Origin of the sequence: Enterobacter asburiae (genome assembly GCF_007035645.1) — a bacterium.
In the GTDB taxonomy this organism is placed as follows: domain Bacteria; phylum Pseudomonadota; class Gammaproteobacteria; order Enterobacterales; family Enterobacteriaceae; genus Enterobacter; species Enterobacter asburiae_B.
In genome coordinates, this window is the sequence record NZ_AP019632.1 from 141322 (window position 1) to 160832 (window position 19511).

Consider the following 19511-nt stretch of genomic DNA (forward strand, 5'->3'; position numbering starts at 1 on the left):
ACTCTGCGTCACAGGTTGTGTAAAAGTGGTCCTGCCAATGTTATGTTGTAGGGTTAATGACAATGAATGGTTAACCAAATGTTATGGTCAGGCAATGAGTTTGTGAGCGAAAATAATGGAATTGTGAACCGGGGAAGAAAGAAAAGGGGGATTGGTTGGGCCAATTTGAAGCAGGGTGGGGCCTGATGCCCTCACCCCGGCCCTCTCCCACAGGAAGAGGGGGGAAGTATCAGAACGCGGTCTTACAAAAGCCCGTCATCTCTTTCAGGCCCATTTCACGACCAAGCTCGGTCATAGGGTGTACCACCACCAGACCACGGACGCTTTTCTTCAGCTTGCCCATGTCGGCCTGTTCTTTTTTGGTGATCGCGCGGCGGTGCGGCATGTTCATCAGCTTCTGCGCTTCTTTGCTCAGCTTCTGGCCCTTCACTTCGCGCAGACGCTCGATTTCTGTTTCCAGCGTGGCGGCTTCTTTTTCCAGCTCGGCGTACTTCTCGGCGGAATCGACCAGTGACAGGCCAGCCATCTGGTGGCGGATCAGATCCAGACGGTCGCTCAGGCGTTTAATTTCGTTCTTTTCGACTTCTTTCATGACAAATAACTCTGAAAACGGGGAATTTACAGGGAAGGATACACCAATGTGAGCAGGCTTACTTCTGAAACGCTTTTTTTAAGCTGATTCGGGAAATCAGCTCAGTCAGGGAGAGCACCATCGTGGAGCGGACAACCTGTTGATAACGCAGCTTTTGCATCGCGTATAGCTCAGGGTCGCTGTTATCAAAATGCGGAGCAGGGGGGAGCGCGCTGACGCAGTGCAGCTCGCCGAAGGGCCCCAGGATCTCATCATCGGTAAAGGTGTACTCGTTACCGTCATGATTGAGCTCTTCGCGCAGCGCCATTAACAGCTCCGCATCTTCATACTCTTGTCGGTTGAGCACGCCAAGACCATAAATCAGCTTTAAACGCACGGATAAATCGCCCAGCGGTCCGTCTCCGTCCAGTAACGGTTCTACAGCATACTTTACCGCGTAGTCGTCTTTGCGAAACACCTGAAGCACCAGGATATTCACCGCCTCGGTCAGTAATTCGACGGCGGCAATCAGGAAGCTTCGTACGGTTTTGCCAGCATTCAGACGCTCAAGCACACGATTTTCAAAGGCCTGGGTTTGTTCCATTATTGCCTGCATATCTGACAATCTATTATCTGGGCGCAGGTTAACCTGCGCCGCACTGTGCATCATTTGGTTGCGTTGTATGCGTTAACCGCCTCCACAACCACGTCGCTGTTGGCGTCCAGACCGGAAATCTGCGCCAGCGCAGCCTGCGCGCCTTTGTCATCAATCAGCTGAGCCAGTTCCTGCGCCTGTGGGTCCTGCTCGCTGCGGTAGTGCATCGCGGCGGCAATCCCTTTCACCAGGTTGGCGTGCGGCAGGCCGTATTCCAGCGTGCCCAGCAGCGGCTTAATCAGACGGTCGCCCGCGCTCAGTTTGCGCAGAGGCTGACGGCCCACGCGCTCAACGTCATCTTTCAGATACGGATTTTCAAAGCGACCGAGGATTTTCTGGATGTATGCTGCGTGTTTATCAGCATCAAAACCGTAGCGTTTGATCAGCACCGCGCCGCTCTCTTCCATTGCCCCTTTCACCACCGCGCGGATCTTCTCATCGAGGATCGCGTCACGAATGGTCTGATGACCGGCCAATTTTCCGAGGTACGCGGTTATAGCATGCCCGGTGTTCAGCGTGAAGAGTTTGCGTTCGACAAATGCCATCAGGTTATCGGTTAATTCCATTCCCGGAATGGTCGGCAGGGCGCCTTTAAACTGGGTTTTATCCACGATCCACTCGCTGAAGGTTTCCACGGTCACTTCCAGCGGGTCGTTGGTGGCGGATTCAGACGGCGGAACGATGCGATCCACGGCGGAATCCACAAACCCAACGTGCGCTTCAACCCAGGCTTTGTCTTCGTCTGCTACAGCGTTAAGCACGTGGCCTTTCAGCTGCGTGGTGCCGCGCACCATGTTTTCACAGGCGATGATGTTCAGCGGAGCGTCGATGCCCTGCGCTTTACGTTTTGCCAGGCCTTTCGCAACCGCAGGGGCGATGCGCTCAAGGACGACCGGACCCACGGCCGTGGTGACCAGATCGACGCTGGCGATCAGGTCGATAACGTCTTCCCCGATGCTGCTGACCGCGTTGACGCCGGATACCGTCTCAACCTGCTCGTTTTCACCGACTACATGGACCTGATAGCTATGACGCGCATTCAGGGCATCCAGGACCACCTGATTCACATCGGCGAATGTCAGCGTAATGCCCGCGTCTGCCAGCAGTTTACCGATAAAACCACGACCGATATTACCTGCGCCAAAATGTAATGCTTTCATAGTGTTAACCTTCATCAATGTTTTTACCCGAGAGGGCTGGGGTGAGGAACTTTTTCCCCTCACCCTAGCCCTCTCCCCAGAGGGGAGAGGGAAGAGAACTTATTTGTTAAGAAGTGCCAGGACTTCTTCCACGCTGGTGGTGCTCGCCAGACGCGCAATGACAGATTCATCATCCAGCGCGTTGGTCAGGCTGGTAATCACCTGAATGTGCTCGTTGTTGCGAGCGGCGATACCAATCACCAGACGGGCGATGTCGTCTTCTTCTTCACCGAAGCGCACGCCCTGCGGATACTGACAAAATACGACGCCGGTTTTCAGGACGCGATCTTTCGCTTCAACCGTACCGTGCGGCACCGCGATGGATTCGCCCAGGTAGGTTGGCGTCAGTTTTTCGCGTTCCAGCATTGCGTCGACATATTCAGGCTGAACGTAGCCGCCTTTCACCAGCTGCTCGCCGGCAAAGCGAATCGCTTCTTCTTTGGTTGCTGCTGTGCGACCGAGGAAGATGTTTTCCGCACCCAGTTTGAACAGGTGGGCGTTGCTTTCGTCAAAGCTGTCCTGCAGGCTTGAGCGCACTTTCACTTCGTTGTCTTCGTGACGCTGCGCCGCAACCAGACGTTCGGTCAGGCTGGTGTACAGGCCGCTGTCGAGGAAGTTGGTCAGCGAGATGTGCTGTGCCTGCGGCACCTGGCGCATGGCGCGTTCGGTCAGGTCGCGGTGCGTGATGACCAGGTCAACGTCCGGCGGCAGGCTGTTAATGGCGCTGTTGGTGACGGAGATGTTGGTCAGGCCCGCATCCTGCACTTTCTTACGCAGCACGCCTGCACCCATTGCGCTGGAACCCATACCGGCGTCACAGGCAACGATGATTTTACGCACGTGGCTCAGGTCGTTAGACACATCGCCAGCCGCCAGCGGGGTCGCGCCTTTGGATTCGGCTTTCATGTCGTGCATACGACGGGTCGCCGCTTCAATATCGTCGTCTTCTTTCACTTTGCTGGTTTTCAGCAGGATAGAAGAGACCACGAAGGAGACTGCCATGGCCGCACAGATGGCCGCGATGTTCGCGAAGTACGCCCCTTTTGGCGTCATCGCCAGCACCGCCAGGATAGAACCCGGAGAAGCTGGAGACACCAGACCGCCGCCCAGCACGCTCAGGGTGAACACGCCGGTCATACCGCCAAGGATAACGGCCAGGATCAGGCGTGGGTTCATCAGCACGTACGGGAAGTAAATTTCGTGGATACCGCCCAGGAAGTGAATGATTGCCGCACCGCCAGCAGACTGCTTAGCGCTGCCGCGACCAAAGAACATGTACGCCAGCAGTACGCCCATACCCGGACCTGGGTTGGCTTCAATCAGGAAGAAGATAGACTTGCCGAGATCGTGAGACTGCTGAATACCCAGCGGCGAGAAGATACCGTGGTTGATGGCGTTGTTCAGGAACAGGATTTTCGCCGGTTCAACAAAGATAGACGCCAGCGGCAGCATGTCGTGCGCCACCATAAAGTTAACGCCTGCCGCCAGAATTTTGGACAGCACTTCAACCGCTGGGCCAATGCCGAGGAACGCCAGAATCGCGAGGATCATCCCGATGATGCCCGCAGAGAAGTTGTTCACCAGCATTTCGAAGCCGGATTTGATCTTACCATCAACCCAGACGTCGAATTTCTTAATCGCCCAGCCGCCCAGAGGACCGGCAATCATTGCACCGAGGAACATCGGCATATCCGCACCGACGATAACACCCATGGTCGTGATGGCACCCACTACGCCACCACGGTCACCGCCCACCAGACGACCACCGGTGAAACCGATGAGCAGCGGCAGGAGATAGGTAATCATTGGGCCAACAAGTTTCGCCAGCGTTTCGTTAGGCAACCACCCTGTCGGAATGAACAATGCAGTGATGATACCCCACGCGATAAACGCGCCGATATTTGGCATCACCATGTTGCTGAGGAAACGACCAAAGCTTTGAACTTTGATCTTGAAATCGGATGACATAAAACACCCCTTCTTCTGTTTACGCTTAGGCTTGCGGCCCGAGGTTTATTGTTAATGAGGCGGCAGAGGTAGCCGGGCCCTGTTCTGATGCTGTGAAATCTGGCACTGAATCGTTCAACTGTCCAGACAGCGAAAATTTGTGTGATGCACATCACGTAAAGGTAGGGGGTGTGGATGTCAATGAGGTGATCTTAGTCACAAAAAAGGTGGGCAAAAAAAATACGACGGCGAGAAATGCGGCAAAAACCACCCTTTTCTGTGATGGTTGTCACGATTTGGTTTTGTGGGTTTGTTTCTGGATTGTGACTGATTTCACAAAATATTTTTATGCAGATTTCTCCGGCTGCGATCGGCGGCAAACTCTGCTTAGCGATTCGGCGTCAGGATGGCATAGCGCGACACGTTAAGCTAAAAAACCACTTTTGAAGTGTGGTATGGCGAAAAGTTAAAAGGTGGATTACGCTCATATTGTAAGGTTAAGTATATTATTATTCAGGATATATTTTGACACGCTTATAAACTTGCACGGAGATATTATAAAAAACGATACTCCCCGGCTCTGAAATAACCAGTATACCTTCTGTATTTCAAAATAAATTAATTAGGTTGCGTACTGTTTTATTAATTAAATGAGTTGACGTTGTTTAAGTGAGGAGAATATGTTTCTCAACTATTTTGCGCTGGGCGTATTGATTTTTGTATTTCTGGTTCTCTTTTATGGAATCATCGCCATCCATGACATTCCTTATAATATGGCCAAAAAGCGAAACCATCCGCATGCCGATGCGATTCACACGGCAGGCTGGATTAGCCTGTTTACGCTCCATGCCATCTGGCCGTTCCTGTGGATATGGGCCACGCTGTACCGTGAAGATCGCGGCTGGGGGATGCAAAACCACATCACCAAGCCTGATGAGGTTCCGGGCATGGATGCGCTGGCCAAACGCGTGGCCGAATTAGAACAAAAGCTGGCCGCGGTACAGCCCGCCGCTGATAAAAACACGCTGGAGCGCTAATCATGGATCTGTTAATTATTTTGACCTATGTGGCATTTGCCTGGGTGATTTTTAAAATATTCCGTATTCCGGTAAACCAGTGGACGCTTGCCACCGCGACATTAGGCGGGGTGTTTATTGTTGCCGGACTTATTCTGTTAATGAACTATAACCATCCGTACACCTTTACGGCGCAAAAGGCGGTTATTTCTATTCCAATTACGCCGCAGGTTACCGGGGTGGTCAGTGAAGTGACCGATAAAAATAACCAGCTAATTAAAAAAGGCGAAGTGTTATTTAAACTGGATCCGGGCCGCTACCAGGCGCGCGTCGACAGACTCCAGGCCGACCTGGTGACCGCAACGCACAATATCGACAATCTGAAAGCGCAGCTTTCGGAAGCGGTCGCCAATACCACCCGCGTGTCGGCTGAACGCGATCGTCTGTTTAAAGATTATCAGCGCTACCTGAAAGGCAGCCAGGCAAAGGTGAATCCGTTTTCTGAAAGCGATATCGACAACGCGCGGCAAAATTATCTCGCACAGGATGCGATGGTGAAAGGCTCCGTTGCCGAACAGACGCAGATTCAAAGCCAGCTGGACAGCATGGTGAACGGCGAGCAGTCGCAGATTGCCTCCTTACGCGCGCAGCTTGCTGAAGCCAAATACAACCTGGATCAGACCGTGGTCCGTGCGCCAAGCGATGGCTACATCACCCAGGTGCTGATCCGTCCGGGGACGTACGCCGCCGCGCTGCCGCTGCGTCCGGTGATGGTCTTTATTCCTGAACAGAAGCGTCAGATCGTGGCCCAGTTCCGTCAGAACTCGCTGCTGCGTCTGAAGCCGGGCGATGAAGCGGAGGTGGTGTTTAACGCGCTGCCGGGCCAGGTGTTTACCGGTAAACTCACCAGTATTCTGCCGGTGGTGCCGGGAGGCTCCTATCAGGCGCAGGGCGCGCTGCAGTCGCTGACGGTGGTGCCGGGAACGGACGGCGTGTTGGGTACGATTGAGCTGGATCCGAATGCGGAGGTCGATGCGCTGCCAGACGGTATCTATGCCCAGGTGGCGGTCTACTCGGACCATTTCGCCCACGTCTCGGTGATGCGTAAAGTATTGCTGCGCATGACCAGCTGGATGCACTACCTCTACCTCGATCACTAATCCTTCCAGGGCAGGAATGCGACACGCGTACCTGCCCTTTTTTCATCGCTTGATCCATACTGACTTTTTTCCGGCATCAAGGATCAGGCAATGAAACTCATCGGTAGCTACACCAGTCCCTTCGTGCGAAAAATCTCGATTCTCCTGCTGGAGAAAGGGATTGAATTTGAATTCATCAATGAACAGCCCTACAACGCTGAAAACGGCGTCGCGCAGTACAACCCGCTGGGGAAAGTCCCGGCGCTGGTGACGGACGAGGGCGAATACTGGTTCGATTCCCCGATTATTGCGGAGTATATCGAGCTGCTGGGCGTTGCCCCGGCAATGCTGCCGGCTGACCCAAAAGCGGCGCTGGCGGTGAAGCAAATTGAAGCCCTGGCCGATGGCATTATGGATGCGGCGTTAACCTCCGTGCGTGAACAGGCAAGGCCCGTCGCCCAGCAGTCGGAAACGGAACTGTTACGCCAGCGGGAAAAAATCAGCCGCAGCCTGGACAGGTGCGAACAGCTTATCCGGGAGGGCAAAATTCAAACCGACAGCCTGAACCTGGCAACTATCGCTATCGCCTGCGCCATCGGCTATCTCAACTTCCGCCGGGTTTCCCCTGGCTGGTGCGTCGACCGTCCGCTGCTGGTGAAACTGGCAGACACGCTTTTTAGCCGCGAGAGCTTTGCCCGTACCGAACCGCCAAAGGCTTGACGCGGGTTATAACACTTCGGCGTCGGAGGCGGTACAATCCCTCCACATGTTAACTCCCTCTCCCGTCGGGAGGGGGGAAGATATTTACTCGCCAGGCGCTTTCATGACTACTCATCATTCGCTGTACAGCCAGATCCCCGCTACCGACCGTCTCCTTCGCGAGCCCCGCATTCATGCTGCCGTTGAGCGTTTTGGCCATACCGCGACGGTGGAGATGTTACGCCTGCTTCAGGACGAAGCCCGATGCGCTATTCAGGCAGAAAACGCCTTGCCCGACTGGTGCGCGGCGTGGGAGCAGGAAGTTGAGCACCGGCTGGATGAGAAAGCGCAAAGCGCATTACGCCCGGTGATTAACCTGACCGGTACCGTGCTGCATACCAACCTGGGCCGCGCGCAGCAGGCGGAAGAGGCGGTTGCGGCGGTTGTGCAGGCCATGCGGGCGCCCGTGACGCTGGAGTACGATCTGGACGGCGCCGGTCGCGGGCATCGTGACCGGGCGCTGGCGGACCTGCTGTGCCAGCTGACCGGCGCGGAAGATGCCTGCATTGTGAATAACAACGCCGCAGCGGTGCTGCTGATGCTGGCGGCCACCGCCAGCGGCAAAGAGGTGGTGGTTTCCCGCGGCGAGCTGGTGGAGATTGGCGGGGCGTTTCGTATTCCGGACGTGATGCGCCAGGCGGGCTGCACGCTACATGAAGTGGGCACCACTAACCGTACCCATGCGAAAGATTATCGCGCGGCGGTGAATGAAAATACCGCCCTGCTGATGAAGGTCCACACCAGCAATTACCATATTGAAGGCTTCACCAAAACGGTTGAAGAGGCAGAGCTGGCGGCGATTGGCCGCGAACTGAATATTCCGGTGATTGCCGATCTCGGCAGCGGCTCGCTGGTGGATCTGAGCCTTTACGGGCTGCCGAGAGAGCCGATGCCGCAAGAGATGATTGCCGCAGGCGTTAGCCTGGTCAGCTTTTCCGGCGACAAGCTGCTGGGCGGGCCGCAGGCCGGGATTATCGTCGGCAAGCGCGAGCTGATTGCGAAGCTGCAGCAGCATCCGCTCAAGCGCGCCCTGCGAGCCGATAAAATGACGCTTGCCGCGCTGGAGGCGACGCTGCGGCTTTATCTCCATCCGGAGAAACTGGCCGACCGCCTCCCCACGCTGCGTCTGTTAACCCGCGATGCCGCTTCGATTCGCGCCCAGGCCGAATTACTGCTGCCGCGCATTGCCCCGCACTACCCCGATTTTGACGTTCGCATTGAACCCTGCCAGTCGCAGATTGGCAGCGGTTCGCTGCCGGTGGACAGGCTGCCGAGTGAAGCGCTCACGTTCACCCCGCGTGACGGGCGCGGCAGCCACCTTGAAGCCCTGTCGTCGCGCTGGCGTGGCCTTCCCGCGCCGGTTATCGGGCGGATTTACGATGGCCGAATGTGGCTGGATCTGCGCTGCCTTGAAGATGAAGAGCGATTTCTGGAGATGTTGTTGAAATGATTATTGCCACCGCCGGTCATGTCGACCACGGAAAAACCACGTTGCTGCAGGCGATTACCGGCATAAACGCCGACCGCCTGCCGGAAGAGAAAAAGCGCGGCATGACCATCGATCTGGGCTATGCCTACTGGCCCCAGCCTGATGGTCGCGTGCTGGGTTTTATTGATGTTCCGGGGCATGAAAAGTTTCTGTCCAACATGCTGGCGGGCGTGGGGGGCATCGATCATGCCCTGCTGGTGGTGGCCTGCGATGATGGCGTTATGGCGCAAACCCGTGAGCACCTGGCGATCCTGCAGCTGACCGGTAACCCGCAGCTGACCGTGGCGCTGACCAAAGCCGATCGCGTGGATGACGCTCGCGTCAGCGAAGTGCGCGAAGCGGTACAGGCGACCTTGCAGGAGTATGGTTTTGCCGATGCACCGCTTTTTGTCACCGTGGCGACAGAAGGGCGCGGTATCGATGAACTTCGCCACCACTTACAGCAGCTTTCGTCGCGTGACCACGCCAGCCATCACCGCTTCCGTCTGGCAATTGACCGGGCGTTTACCGTCAAAGGCGCGGGGCTGGTGGTGACCGGTACGGCGCTGAGCGGTGAAGTGAACGTAGGTGATACGCTCTGGCTGACGGGCGTTAACAAACCGATGCGCGTGCGCGGCTTACATGCGCAAAACCAGCCCGCGGAGCGTGCTCATGCCGGGCAGCGGATCGCGCTGAACATTGCCGGGGATGCGGAAAAAGAGCAGCTTAACCGCGGGGACTGGCTGCTGGCCGATGCCCCGCCTGAGCCGTCTGAACGCGTCATTGTCTCCCTGCAGACAAACGTGCCCCTGACCCAATGGCAGCCGCTGCATATTCACCACGCGGCCAGCCATATCACCGGGCGCGTGTCGCTGCTGGAAAACGATCTTGCCGAACTGGTATTCGATTCACCGCTCTGGCTTGCAGACAACGATCGTCTGGTTCTGCGTGATATTTCCGCGCGGGAAACGCTGGCCGGGGCACGGGTGGTCGCGCTGAATCCGCCGCGACGCGGCAAGCGTAAGCCTGAATATCTGCAGTGGCTGGCAGCGCTGGCACAGGCCAGCGATGATAACGCCGCGCTGCGGGTGCATCTTGAGCGCGGTGCGGTGAGCCTGCGTGATTTTGCATGGGCACGCCAGCTGAGCGAGGAAGGGTTACGCCTGCTGGCCCAGCAGCCGGGCTTTATTCAGGCTGGAAACAGTCTGCTAAACGCCCCGGTTGCTGCGAACTGGCAGCGTAAGATACTAAGCACGCTCGCAACATACCATGAACAGCATCAGGATGAGCCTGGCCCGGGCCGTGAGCGTCTGCGGCGCATGGCGCTGCCGATGGAAGACGATGCGCTGGTGCTGCTGCTGATTGAAAACATGCGCGAAAGCGGGGCGATCAAAAGCCACCACGGCTGGCTGCATCTTCCGGATCACAAGGCCGGGTTCACCGCTGAGCAAGAGGCAGTATGGCAAAAAGTGGCCTCGCTGTTTGGCGATGAGCCGTGGTGGGTTCGCGATCTGGCCCGCGAAACGAATACCGACGAGCAGGTGATGCGTCAGGTATTGCGCCATGCGGCGCAGCAGGGGCTGATAGTCGCGATCGTGAAAGATCGTTATTACCGTAACGATCGCATTGTGGCGTTTGCGAACCTGATCCGCGAGCTGGATCAGGAGCGGGGCTCTACCTGCGCAGCCGATTTCCGCGACCGGCTGAACGTGGGCCGCAAGCTGGCGATTCAGATCCTGGAGTATTTCAACCGCATCGGCTTTACCCGCCGTCGCGGTAACGATCATTTATTGCGCGATTCGTTATTATTTCCTGAAACTCCGTGACCCCCGTCGTAAAGCCGTTACCGGTTGGCGAGAAAATCGCCAGCCGGAACTACCCTTGATGTACACCAACAGCAAGGAGACGGTCATGACAAACAATCCTCCCTCATCGCGTATCCAGCCCGGCGAGTATGGTTTTCCCCTCAAGCTGAAGCCTCGTTATGACAACTTTATTGGCGGCGACTGGGTAGCTCCCGTCGACGGCGAATACTATTCCAACCTGACCCCCGTAACCGGCCAGCCGCTGTGCGAAATAGCCAGCTCCGGCAAGCGCGATATCGATCTGGCGCTGGATGCGGCGCACAAAGCGAAAGATAAATGGGGCCACACCTCCGTTCAGGACCGCGCGGCTATTTTGTTCAAAATCGCCGACCGGATGGAGCAGAATCTGGAGCTGCTGGCGACGGCGGAAACCTGGGATAACGGCAAGCCTATCCGGGAAACGATGGCGGCAGACGTGCCGCTTGCCATCGACCACTTCCGCTATTTTGCCTCCTGCATTCGCGCTCAGGAGGGCGGAATAAGCGAGGTTGACAGCGACACCGTGGCGTATCACTTCCACGAGCCGCTGGGCGTCGTCGGGCAAATCATTCCATGGAACTTCCCGCTGCTGATGGCGAGCTGGAAAATGGCGCCCGCGCTGGCGGCCGGGAACTGCATTGTGCTTAAACCGGCGCGTCTGACCCCGCTCTCGGTGCTGCTGCTGATGGAAATCATTGGCGATCTTCTGCCGCCTGGCGTGATTAACGTGGTCAACGGTGCGGGCGGTGAGATAGGGGAATATCTGGCTACCTCGAAACGGATCGCTAAAGTGGCGTTTACCGGGTCGACGGAAGTGGGCCAGCAGATTATGCAGTACGCCACGCAGAACATCATTCCCGTGACCCTGGAGCTGGGCGGGAAATCCCCGAACATCTTCTTCGCGGACGTGATGGAGGAAGAGGATGCCTTCTTCGATAAAGCCCTGGAAGGGTTTGCGCTGTTTGCGTTTAACCAGGGCGAAGTCTGCACCTGCCCAAGCCGCGCGCTGGTGCAGGAGTCCATCTATGAGCGCTTTATGGAGCGGGCCATTCGCCGCGTCGAGTCTATCCGCAGCGGTAACCCGCTCGATAACGTCACGCAGATGGGGGCGCAGGTCTCGCACGGACAGCTGGAAACCATCCTCAACTACATCGATATCGGCAAGAAAGAGGGGGCGGATATTCTGACCGGCGGTCGCCGTAAGGTGCTCGGTGGGGATCTGCAGGAAGGGTATTATCTGGAGCCAACGATCCTGTTCGGTCAGAACAACATGCGCGTCTTCCAGGAGGAAATTTTCGGACCGGTGCTGGCTGTAACCACCTTCAAAACGATGGAGGAGGCGCTGGAGATTGCCAACGACACGCCGTATGGCCTGGGAGCCGGCGTCTGGAGCCGCAACGGTAATCTGGCCTATAAAATGGGCAGAGGCATTCAGGCCGGGCGCGTCTGGACCAACTGCTACCACGCCTATCCTGCGCACGCGGCATTTGGCGGTTATAAGCAATCGGGCATCGGGCGTGAAACCCACAAGATGATGCTGGAACATTATCAGCAGACGAAATGTTTGCTGGTCAGCTACTCCGATAAACCGCTGGGGCTGTTCTAATCGCCCAGCTCAGGCCGTCCATGGGCGGCCTGAGCAATTTGCTGGCGCAGGCAGTTCAGAACGCCATCCAGAACGTATTGCACGCGCCAGGGCTGGTATTCGCGTTTGCGGAAAATGGCCGTCAGATCGAGCCACCACTCTTCCTGATGCGGGAAGCAGGGAACCAGCATCCCTTGCGTTAATTCTTTTTTCAGACTCTCTTTTGGCGCAAAAACAATCCCAAGATTATTTCTTGCCAGCTCCAGGGCCGTCTGCGTATTGTCACAAATATAATTACCGGTCACCCGGTAGTCATGCACGCTATCACTGCCGTGCACGCGGAAACGCCAGATGTTTGCATCATCGAACAGCATGGAATCAATGAGAATACAGGAGTGATTAATTAAACCTTCAGGTCCCGTTAAGGGGTGTTTATTTAAATATTCTACAGTAGCGAATGCCGTAACAGAATATTTTGTTAACACGCTGGCAACCAGACTTTCGTCTTTCGGCGGCGCATAGGTAATTAAAATGTCGCAGTCATCCGGAAAAGAAACGCCTTCTGAATATTCATTCCGATCCAGGTTATAGGTTTTCAGGGAGATGCGGATGTCACCGATATCTTCTATCTGATGGATCACGTGGCGCGCGAGATAGGTTACGATACCTGTAGGGGCATAGATCGTGACCTTTCCGCGCTTTTCATGCTTATAATCAGCAATAAAATTAACGAGTTGACTGTTCTTATCCAGCGTGGCATCAATGTACGGGAGTAACGCTTCCCCAAACTGGGTCAGGGCCAGCTGCCGCGTGGTGCGCTCAAAAACCTTGAGTCCAACCCGCGTTTCAAAATCAGACAGATATTTACTGACGTTGGCCTGCGCCATGCCCAGCAGGGCGGCGGCATCACCAATGCTGTGGGTGGCTGCGATGACGGATATAATTTTTAACTCGCGCGGCTTTAGCTGTAATTTATTCATCATGCACACCCATCTATATGATTTTGTATATAATATTATATAAACCGCAGCGTTGCATTGGCAAATTTGTAACCATTATTATGCGCCTCGCTTGTTTGGCATTTTAATGGATTACATGTAATGACTATTAAATACAATTTACTCATCGCTGCCACGTTATTTGCAACATCCTCAGCAATGGCCGGTGACTTTTCACTAGGAGCGGGGGCTGTATTTAATGAGTCTCCTTACAAAGGCTATAACGAAAATACTACCGCAGTACCGTTAATTAGCTACGAAGGCGATAGCTTTTATGTTCGCCAGACCACGGGCGGATGGATCCTGTGGAAAGACGCAAAAAATGAACTCAGCCTGACCGCATCCTGGATGCCGCTGCATTTCGATCCTGATGACAACGACGACCATCAGATGAAAAAGCTTGATGAGCGTAAAGCTTCTGCCTTCCTCGGCGGCGCGTACTACCGCCACGAAAGCTGGGGTTCGCTGAAAGTGGCGGTCTCGGGCGATGCCACGGATGAAAGCGGCGGTATGATCGGCGAGGTTTCATACTTCCGTCCAATCAGGATGGAACGCCTGACCCTGACGCCCTCTGTCGGTATTTTCTATAGCGACGAAAGCTATAACGACTACTACTATGGCGTATCCGGCAGCGAGTCTCGCCGCTCAGGTCTGGATGAATACACCGCCGGTGACAGCTGGACGCCATACGTTGGCCTGGCGGCCAAATATCAGTTAACCCAGAAGCTGTATCTTAACGCCAGCGCGGTCTACACCGTATTGCCTGACGACGTGAAGAACAGCCCGATGATCGACCGCGACGACAGCTTCGCGCTGATGACCGGCCTGACCTGGCGTTTCTGATGCGCTAAAGCCGGGTGGCGGCTTCGCCTTACCCGGCCTACATGGACTGCCATCGCAGTTTTACGTAGGCCCGTGCAAGCGAAGCGCCGCCGGGCATATTTGAGGGTACCGATCTCCCGTTTTCCCTTCCCGTCATGGCTTCCTCATTAATATTCCTGATACGCTAATGCGATCTGCGCCATCAATAAAGGTGTGCATCATGTGTATCATTCTTAAAGAAAATCAAACCGGGCACTCTCGCCCGTATTTGGCGACGGGCGTGAATTAAGCACGGATATCAGGAGTCGTTATGTTTTATCCGGCTTACATTCGTTCTGACTTCGACGGTAGCGCCAGCGGCTATCTCAAAAGAACCGGCTTTTAACGTGCGCGAGGCGTAACACATGAACCGATTTATCATGGCGGATGCGGAAAAATGCATTGGGTGCCGCACCTGCGAAGTGGCCTGCGCGGTGTCGCATCAGGACGCCGTCTCCGCTAATGCCTTTTCGCCCCGCCTTCGGGTGGTTAAGGGAAGTTCATACACTACGGCAGTGGGTTGCCATCAGTGCGAGGACGCGCCGTGTGCTAACGTCTGTCCAACCCATGCCATCAGCCGTACGGCGGGAGCCTGGCTCGTTGAGCAGACGCGCTGCATTGGGTGCAAAAGCTGTGTGGTGGCGTGTCCGTACGGGGCGATGCAGGTGCGCCTGGAGGGAAATAAGGCGCAGGCGCTGAAATGTGATTTATGCCTGCATCGCGAAGGCGGACCGGCCTGCGTGGAGGCCTGTCCAACCCACGCGTTACGCTGCGTTGACCCTGCCAGGATTCGGGCTGAAAAGCTTACTGCATTTTATTGAAATTCCACGTGAACGTCAGACTGTAGCGCCAGTCCCTGTTGCGACTGTCTGTCGGAACATCCCCGACGGGTCGTGCCGCCTCCACAGTGACGCTATAGTGGCGCGTATCGCCTATCATCACCCCGGCAGCCACTGACCCGAGCCGTTGATGAGGCAAACCGGACGTGTTAAACCAGGTTTGCGCGGTATCGGCCAGGATATAGGGCTGGATGGTGGCAAGCCAGGTACTCTCTTTTCGCATCTTGATATAGCGCAGTTCTACCTGCCCGCCATAGCCGTAATCACCGCTTGCTTCACTGTCCTGATATCCACGGCCAAAGCGCTGGGCACCGAAGCTAACGCGTTCGGGCTCTGGCAACGTGTTATTTGACCAGTCTCCCTCCCATGATGTTGATAGCCGCCATTTGTCGGCAAACAGCCAGGCAGCGTCCAGATAGCTTTTTGTGAGCGTAAAATTAATATCGGGTTTAGGGACTGAGACGATATCGGCACCCATCGCATCAATACCCTGTCGTACGTTGAGTCTGCCGCTGATGCTGGCGGTTGTGAATTGATGCGCACCATTGATACCCACTTCCAGCGCCGGATAACGCGCGTGTTGGTTGACGGAGTCCAGACTGTAGGTTTTGCCCTGCAGTCTGGCCTGCAGGGCATAGTCATCCTGGCGGTCGGTATAATCAAAACCGCTGGTCAGATTAATTTGTGATTTTTGCGTCAGCAGCAATGGATAGCCAAACGTCACGCCGCCGTTGTATTGCGTGGTTTTTTGCTTCGAATCGACCTGAATATTATTGGGCAAAGTGAGCAGGGGGGAAAAATCCCGCGGATTTTCACGGTAATAGCTGCCTTTGATCTGCATCGTCAGCCCTTCATCGTTTAAAAACTGCTGCCAGTTCAGACCCACATAGTTTTTTCGCGTGTTGCTATCTAACGGTATAAGCGTAGCCACGCCAAGCTGATCGCCATAGCTTGTCAGGTTGCTGAGCGTTCCGTTCAGCATCATTACATCTTGCCCTTTACGGGTGTCGATCGTGGAGGCGATATTCCAGCTCCGCTCCTCATTGCCGGTTATCTGCATCGCCGCCGCGCCATAGATATTGGTTGGCAGCTGCGCGTTGGCCGTGACCGGAACGTTCGGGGTGCGGGTCATCAGCTGGCTATATCGATCGAACGTATCCTGAGACAGCGGTTTTTCCGCCATGATTTTTTCTGACAAGCGTTTAAGGCGCGCGGCGATATTGGGGTTGTTACTGGTTATGTCGCTGTGCGCCACGTACCCTTCGACCAGGACAATTTTAATATTTCCCTGCTGGAAATTATTATCGGGCAGCCAGGCATAGGAGAGCGGAAAACCGTCGGCCTTGTAGCGCGCCGTAATATCATTTACCAGCCCCGTAAGCGTTTTTAGCGGCACGGTTTTTCCGGCGTAAGGCCTGAAGGGTTTAAGTAATTCCTGCAAGGGATAACGCGTGCCGCCAATAAACTGAATGTGATGAATGGTAATGGGCGTTTCAGGCGTCAGCGTTGACTGCGGTTTTTCTATTTTGACTTTCGGCTGTGGGACGGTCTCAGTCTGTTCTGGGGCAACGTTACGAGAAACTTGCGCCGGGTTATCAGGGTTAATAATAGAGGGCAGTGTATCGGCGCGGGCCATGCTCAACACAACCAGCCCCGTCAGCGAAAAAAGGAAATGGTTTTTCATCGCGCTATCCCTGTTCATCATTCCCGGTTAGGGGGAGTGTCGCTGTACGAAGCGCCCCTGAAGCAGGGGCGCAGAAAGGCAATAACCGTTTTACTGTTTTGGCGTCAGTAGACCGGTGGTTAACGTGTTGTTGTGCTGGCGGTAACGCCCGACGTCAGGGTATTGAGGGTTGTATTGACCGTCGCACCCAGGCTGTTGTTCGTGGCCGCCACAGTTGCATTAGCTGTGAGAGAGCCTGATCCTCCTCCGGTCGTCGAGGTGGCGGGTTTCACTAGCGTACCGGTATCCGTCACCGTCTGGCCGACGTTTTGAACGACCTGACCTACGCCGCTAAGCCCGCTATTACTGCTGCTAACGTTGGTGCCTACGCCGCTCACGGTGTTTCCTACCTGCGTCAGCAGGCCGTTGACCGGAGTCCCCAGACCTGTTGTGGTGCCCACGCTTTGCGTCACGCCTTGTACTCCGCCCAGCGTCTTGTTCACCACAGTCGTGGTATCGGTTGTTACCTGAGCTACCGCAGGGCTACTGACCGTGTTGGTTAAACCTGTGCCGGTGTTACTGACTAACTGCCCGGTACTGTTTACCACGCTGCCCGTCAGGCCTGTTACGCCGCTAACCGGTGTTCCCGATGTCGAACTTGCCAGGCCCGTGCCTACCGTAGAGACGGTATTGCCCAAGGAGGTGACCGACGTGGTCACGCCCTGAACCGTCGTACCAACACCGTTCGCGTTGCCCGGATCGCCAATGCCGGAGGTGACGCCTGTTCCCACGGTAGAGACGGCACTGCCAACACCGCTGACGGTGGTTGAAACGGTTGATGTGACAGGATTATTTGTCGGGATCTGGCTTCCCAGACTGTCCACCGTAGAGCCGACGCTGGTCACCGTTTTACCGGCATCACCCAGCACAGTATTCACGCCTGCAGTGGTTGTGCCGCCACTGCCCGTTCCGGTTCCTCCGCTGCCGTTACCTCCGGTTCCCGTTCCTGAGCCCGAGCCTGTCCCTGAACCTGAGCCAGATCCGTTACTGCCTGAACCACCATTGTTAGCCGTTGTGCCACTTCCATCACCCGAGCCGGTATTACTTCCGGTTGCAGGGTTATTTTTGGCTGTTGAGTGAGATCCGCCACCGCTTCCACTGCAGGCAGAAAGAGAGAACGCGAGCAGTACCGCAGCAGCAATTACGCTGATGCGACTAGCATTATTAGGTAGCATAAAAATACTCCACGCAATAGAACGCCGAGCGGCGTATTAGTGAGTATATGCAGTATTTTAAAAATGCACACAGACTCGCTTCGAGGATATTTTTTTACCAGCGTTGTTTGTTTTTAAATCTTATATAACAATGAGTTAATTAAGTTATTATTTAATGTCTACTTAATTATTTTTGAATTACTATAGTGCCATTAAAACAACAGGAATTATCCTAAGTAATCCCTTTAAATAATAGGGAAATAAAGCAGAAGGATATATCCTTTATAAAATATATAGATCACGATAAAAATAAGGCTCTTCATCCGAAGAGCCTTAATATTTAACAATTGCCTTCGCGCCAGGCTTTTTCAATTTCTTCGGCGAGAATTTTAACACCCGCTTCGATTTTTTCCGGATCGGGTACGTAGTTCATGCGCATGCACTGGTGCGTATGCGGCCACGGCTTATCCAGTCCCGGGAAGAAATAATCGCCCGGTACCATCAGAACGCCGCGCTTTTTCAGGCGCTGGTAGAGCAGTTCGGTGGTGACAGGCAAATCCTTAAACCACAGCCACAGGAAAATTGCTCCTTCAGGTTTGTGGATCAGGCAGCGTTCTTCCGGCAGGTAGCGGCGAAGTATCGCAATCGTCTCCTGAACGCGCTGGTAATAGAATGGCTTGATCACGTCATTGGACAGACGCAGCAGGTCGTTGCGCTTAATCATTTCACACATCATCGCCGGGCCAATGCCGCCCGGTGAAAGGCTGATAATGCCGTTCATATTGGTAATGGCGGTGATGATTTTCTCGTTGGCGATGATGATGCCGCAGCGGCTGCCCGGCAGACCCAGCTTAGAGAGGCTCATGCACAGGACAATGTTCGGGTTCCACAGCGGACGTGCTTCGCTGAAGATAATGCCCGGGAACGGCACGCCGTAGGCGTTATCGATCACCAGCGGAATGCCGTGCTGATTCGCCAGCGCATCCAGCTTCATCAGTTCGTCGTCGGTGATCACGTTGCCCGTTGGGTTAGTCGGGCGCGATACGCAGATCATGCCCGTCTCTTCACCAATATGCAGGTGTTCAAAATCGACGTGATATTTGAACTGGCCTTCCGGCAGCAGCTCGATGTTCGGGCGCGCAGAGACGAACAGATCCTCTTCCAGGCCGGAATCGGCGTAGCCGATATACTCCGGTGCCAGCGGGAACAGCACTTTTTTGGTAGTGCCGTCGGCGCGACGCCCTGCGAACAGGTTAAACAAGTAGAAAAACGCGCTCTGACTGCCGTTTGTCAGTGCAATATTCTGTGGTTCGATATCCCAACCCAGCTCGTCACGCAGCATTTCGGCGAGGAGTGCCAGCAGTTCGGTTTTACCCTGCGGGCCGTCGTAATTGCAAAGCGCATCGGTTGCTTTGCCGCTTTCCAGCATCTGAGCGAGCAGCGTCTGGAAATAGGTATTCATCTCCGGGATTTGAGCCGGGTTTCCGCCGCCGAGCATGATTGCGCCCGGTGTGCGCAGCCCGTCGTTGAGATCCTCCATCAGGCGAGTAATGCCTGAATGGCGGGTAAATTTGTCGCCGAAAAGTGAAAACGTCATAGCAGGTGATCTGTCGAGCTTATTTTGAAAGTGGGTAACCATAACGCTAGCACCGTGCTGGTGCAAATCGGGTGATGTGGTCGGATTTGTTGTTTTATAGGGCGGAAGTGTATTTGTGTAGTGAATAGTTCTGGTGGGTTTCCCCTCACCCTAACC

The 19511-nt window shown here is 55.1% G+C and carries 16 protein-coding genes; 8 read left to right on the forward strand and 8 right to left on the reverse strand.

Annotated features, from left to right (window positions below):
* Positions 1-229 precede the first annotated feature (229 nt).
* The 4 genes from FOY96_RS00645 to FOY96_RS00660 form a co-directional block, all read right to left on the reverse strand.
* Positions 230-592 (reverse strand): YibL family ribosome-associated protein, encoded by a 363-nt coding sequence (locus FOY96_RS00645; protein ID WP_010436679.1) that lies wholly within the window; start codon positions 590-592, stop codon positions 230-232.
* A gap of 58 nt (positions 593-650) precedes the next feature.
* Positions 651-1241, reverse strand: coding sequence for a mannitol operon repressor MtlR (gene mtlR, locus FOY96_RS00650; protein ID WP_033147025.1), 591 nt, complete (start codon positions 1239-1241; stop codon positions 651-653).
* Positions 1238-2386, reverse strand: a complete 1149-nt coding sequence (gene mtlD / locus FOY96_RS00655) for a mannitol-1-phosphate 5-dehydrogenase (protein WP_032665121.1) — start codon at positions 2384-2386, stop codon at positions 1238-1240. Before mtlD ends, mtlR begins: the two co-directional genes overlap by 4 nt.
* Before the next feature lie 99 nt (positions 2387-2485).
* Positions 2486-4393 (reverse strand): PTS mannitol transporter subunit IICBA, encoded by a 1908-nt coding sequence (locus tag FOY96_RS00660; RefSeq protein WP_023309922.1) that lies wholly within the window; start codon positions 4391-4393, stop codon positions 2486-2488.
* Positions 4394-5052: 659 nt separating this feature from the next.
* On the opposite strand from FOY96_RS00660, the gene FOY96_RS00665 reads away from it, so the two are divergent.
* From FOY96_RS00665 to aldB, 6 genes are all read left to right on the forward strand, one after another.
* Entirely contained in the window at positions 5053-5409 is a 357-nt protein-coding gene (locus FOY96_RS00665; protein ID WP_023334046.1) for a DUF3302 domain-containing protein, read from the forward strand.
* 2 nt (positions 5410-5411) lie between these two features.
* The gene (locus tag FOY96_RS00670; RefSeq protein WP_033147023.1) at positions 5412-6548 is read left to right on the forward strand and encodes an HlyD family secretion protein; all 1137 of its coding nucleotides are present in this window, start codon (positions 5412-5414) and stop codon (positions 6546-6548) included.
* Between the two features lie 90 nt (positions 6549-6638).
* On the forward strand, positions 6639-7247 hold the full coding sequence (locus FOY96_RS00675; RefSeq protein ID WP_023309924.1) for a glutathione S-transferase: 609 nt from the start codon (positions 6639-6641) through the stop codon (positions 7245-7247).
* Between the two features lie 103 nt (positions 7248-7350).
* Complete coding sequence (gene selA, locus FOY96_RS00680) at positions 7351-8736, forward strand: L-seryl-tRNA(Sec) selenium transferase (protein ID WP_033147021.1); 1386 nt, start codon at positions 7351-7353, stop codon at positions 8734-8736.
* Entirely contained in the window at positions 8733-10580 is a 1848-nt protein-coding gene (gene selB / locus FOY96_RS00685) for a selenocysteine-specific translation elongation factor (RefSeq protein WP_143346364.1), read from the forward strand. Before selA ends, selB begins: the two co-directional genes overlap by 4 nt.
* A gap of 85 nt (positions 10581-10665) precedes the next feature.
* On the forward strand, positions 10666-12204 hold the full coding sequence (aldB, locus tag FOY96_RS00690; RefSeq protein ID WP_143346365.1) for an aldehyde dehydrogenase AldB: 1539 nt from the start codon (positions 10666-10668) through the stop codon (positions 12202-12204).
* Here aldB and FOY96_RS00695 read toward each other — a convergent pair.
* Positions 12201-13166: a LysR family transcriptional regulator gene (locus FOY96_RS00695; protein ID WP_143346366.1), complete on the reverse strand. Its 966-nt coding sequence runs from the start codon at positions 13164-13166 to the stop codon at positions 12201-12203. The two genes, aldB and FOY96_RS00695, sit on opposite strands and share 4 nt — an antisense overlap.
* A gap of 117 nt (positions 13167-13283) precedes the next feature.
* Between FOY96_RS00695 and FOY96_RS00700 the strand changes: the two genes are divergently transcribed.
* Entirely contained in the window at positions 13284-14024 is a 741-nt protein-coding gene (locus tag FOY96_RS00700) for a MipA/OmpV family protein (RefSeq protein ID WP_033147018.1), read from the forward strand.
* 383 nt (positions 14025-14407) lie between these two features.
* Entirely contained in the window at positions 14408-14863 is a 456-nt protein-coding gene (locus tag FOY96_RS00705; RefSeq protein WP_094935096.1) for a 4Fe-4S dicluster domain-containing protein, read from the forward strand.
* Here the strand turns inward: FOY96_RS00705 and FOY96_RS00710 are convergent.
* The 3 genes from FOY96_RS00710 to avtA all read right to left on the reverse strand — a co-directional run bounded on the left by FOY96_RS00710 (position 14847) and on the right by avtA (position 19355).
* Positions 14847-16565 (reverse strand): ShlB/FhaC/HecB family hemolysin secretion/activation protein, encoded by a 1719-nt coding sequence (locus FOY96_RS00710; RefSeq protein WP_143346367.1) that lies wholly within the window; start codon positions 16563-16565, stop codon positions 14847-14849. The genes FOY96_RS00705 and FOY96_RS00710 overlap by 17 nt on opposite strands.
* 119 nt (positions 16566-16684) lie before the next feature.
* Complete coding sequence (locus tag FOY96_RS00715) at positions 16685-17482, reverse strand: collagen-like triple helix repeat-containing protein (RefSeq protein WP_224435038.1); 798 nt, start codon at positions 17480-17482, stop codon at positions 16685-16687.
* A gap of 616 nt (positions 17483-18098) precedes the next feature.
* A complete protein-coding gene (gene avtA, locus FOY96_RS00720) occupies positions 18099-19355 on the reverse strand; it encodes a valine--pyruvate transaminase (RefSeq protein WP_033147014.1) in 1257 nt (418 codons plus the stop codon).
* Between the last annotated feature and the right edge of the window lie 156 nt (positions 19356-19511).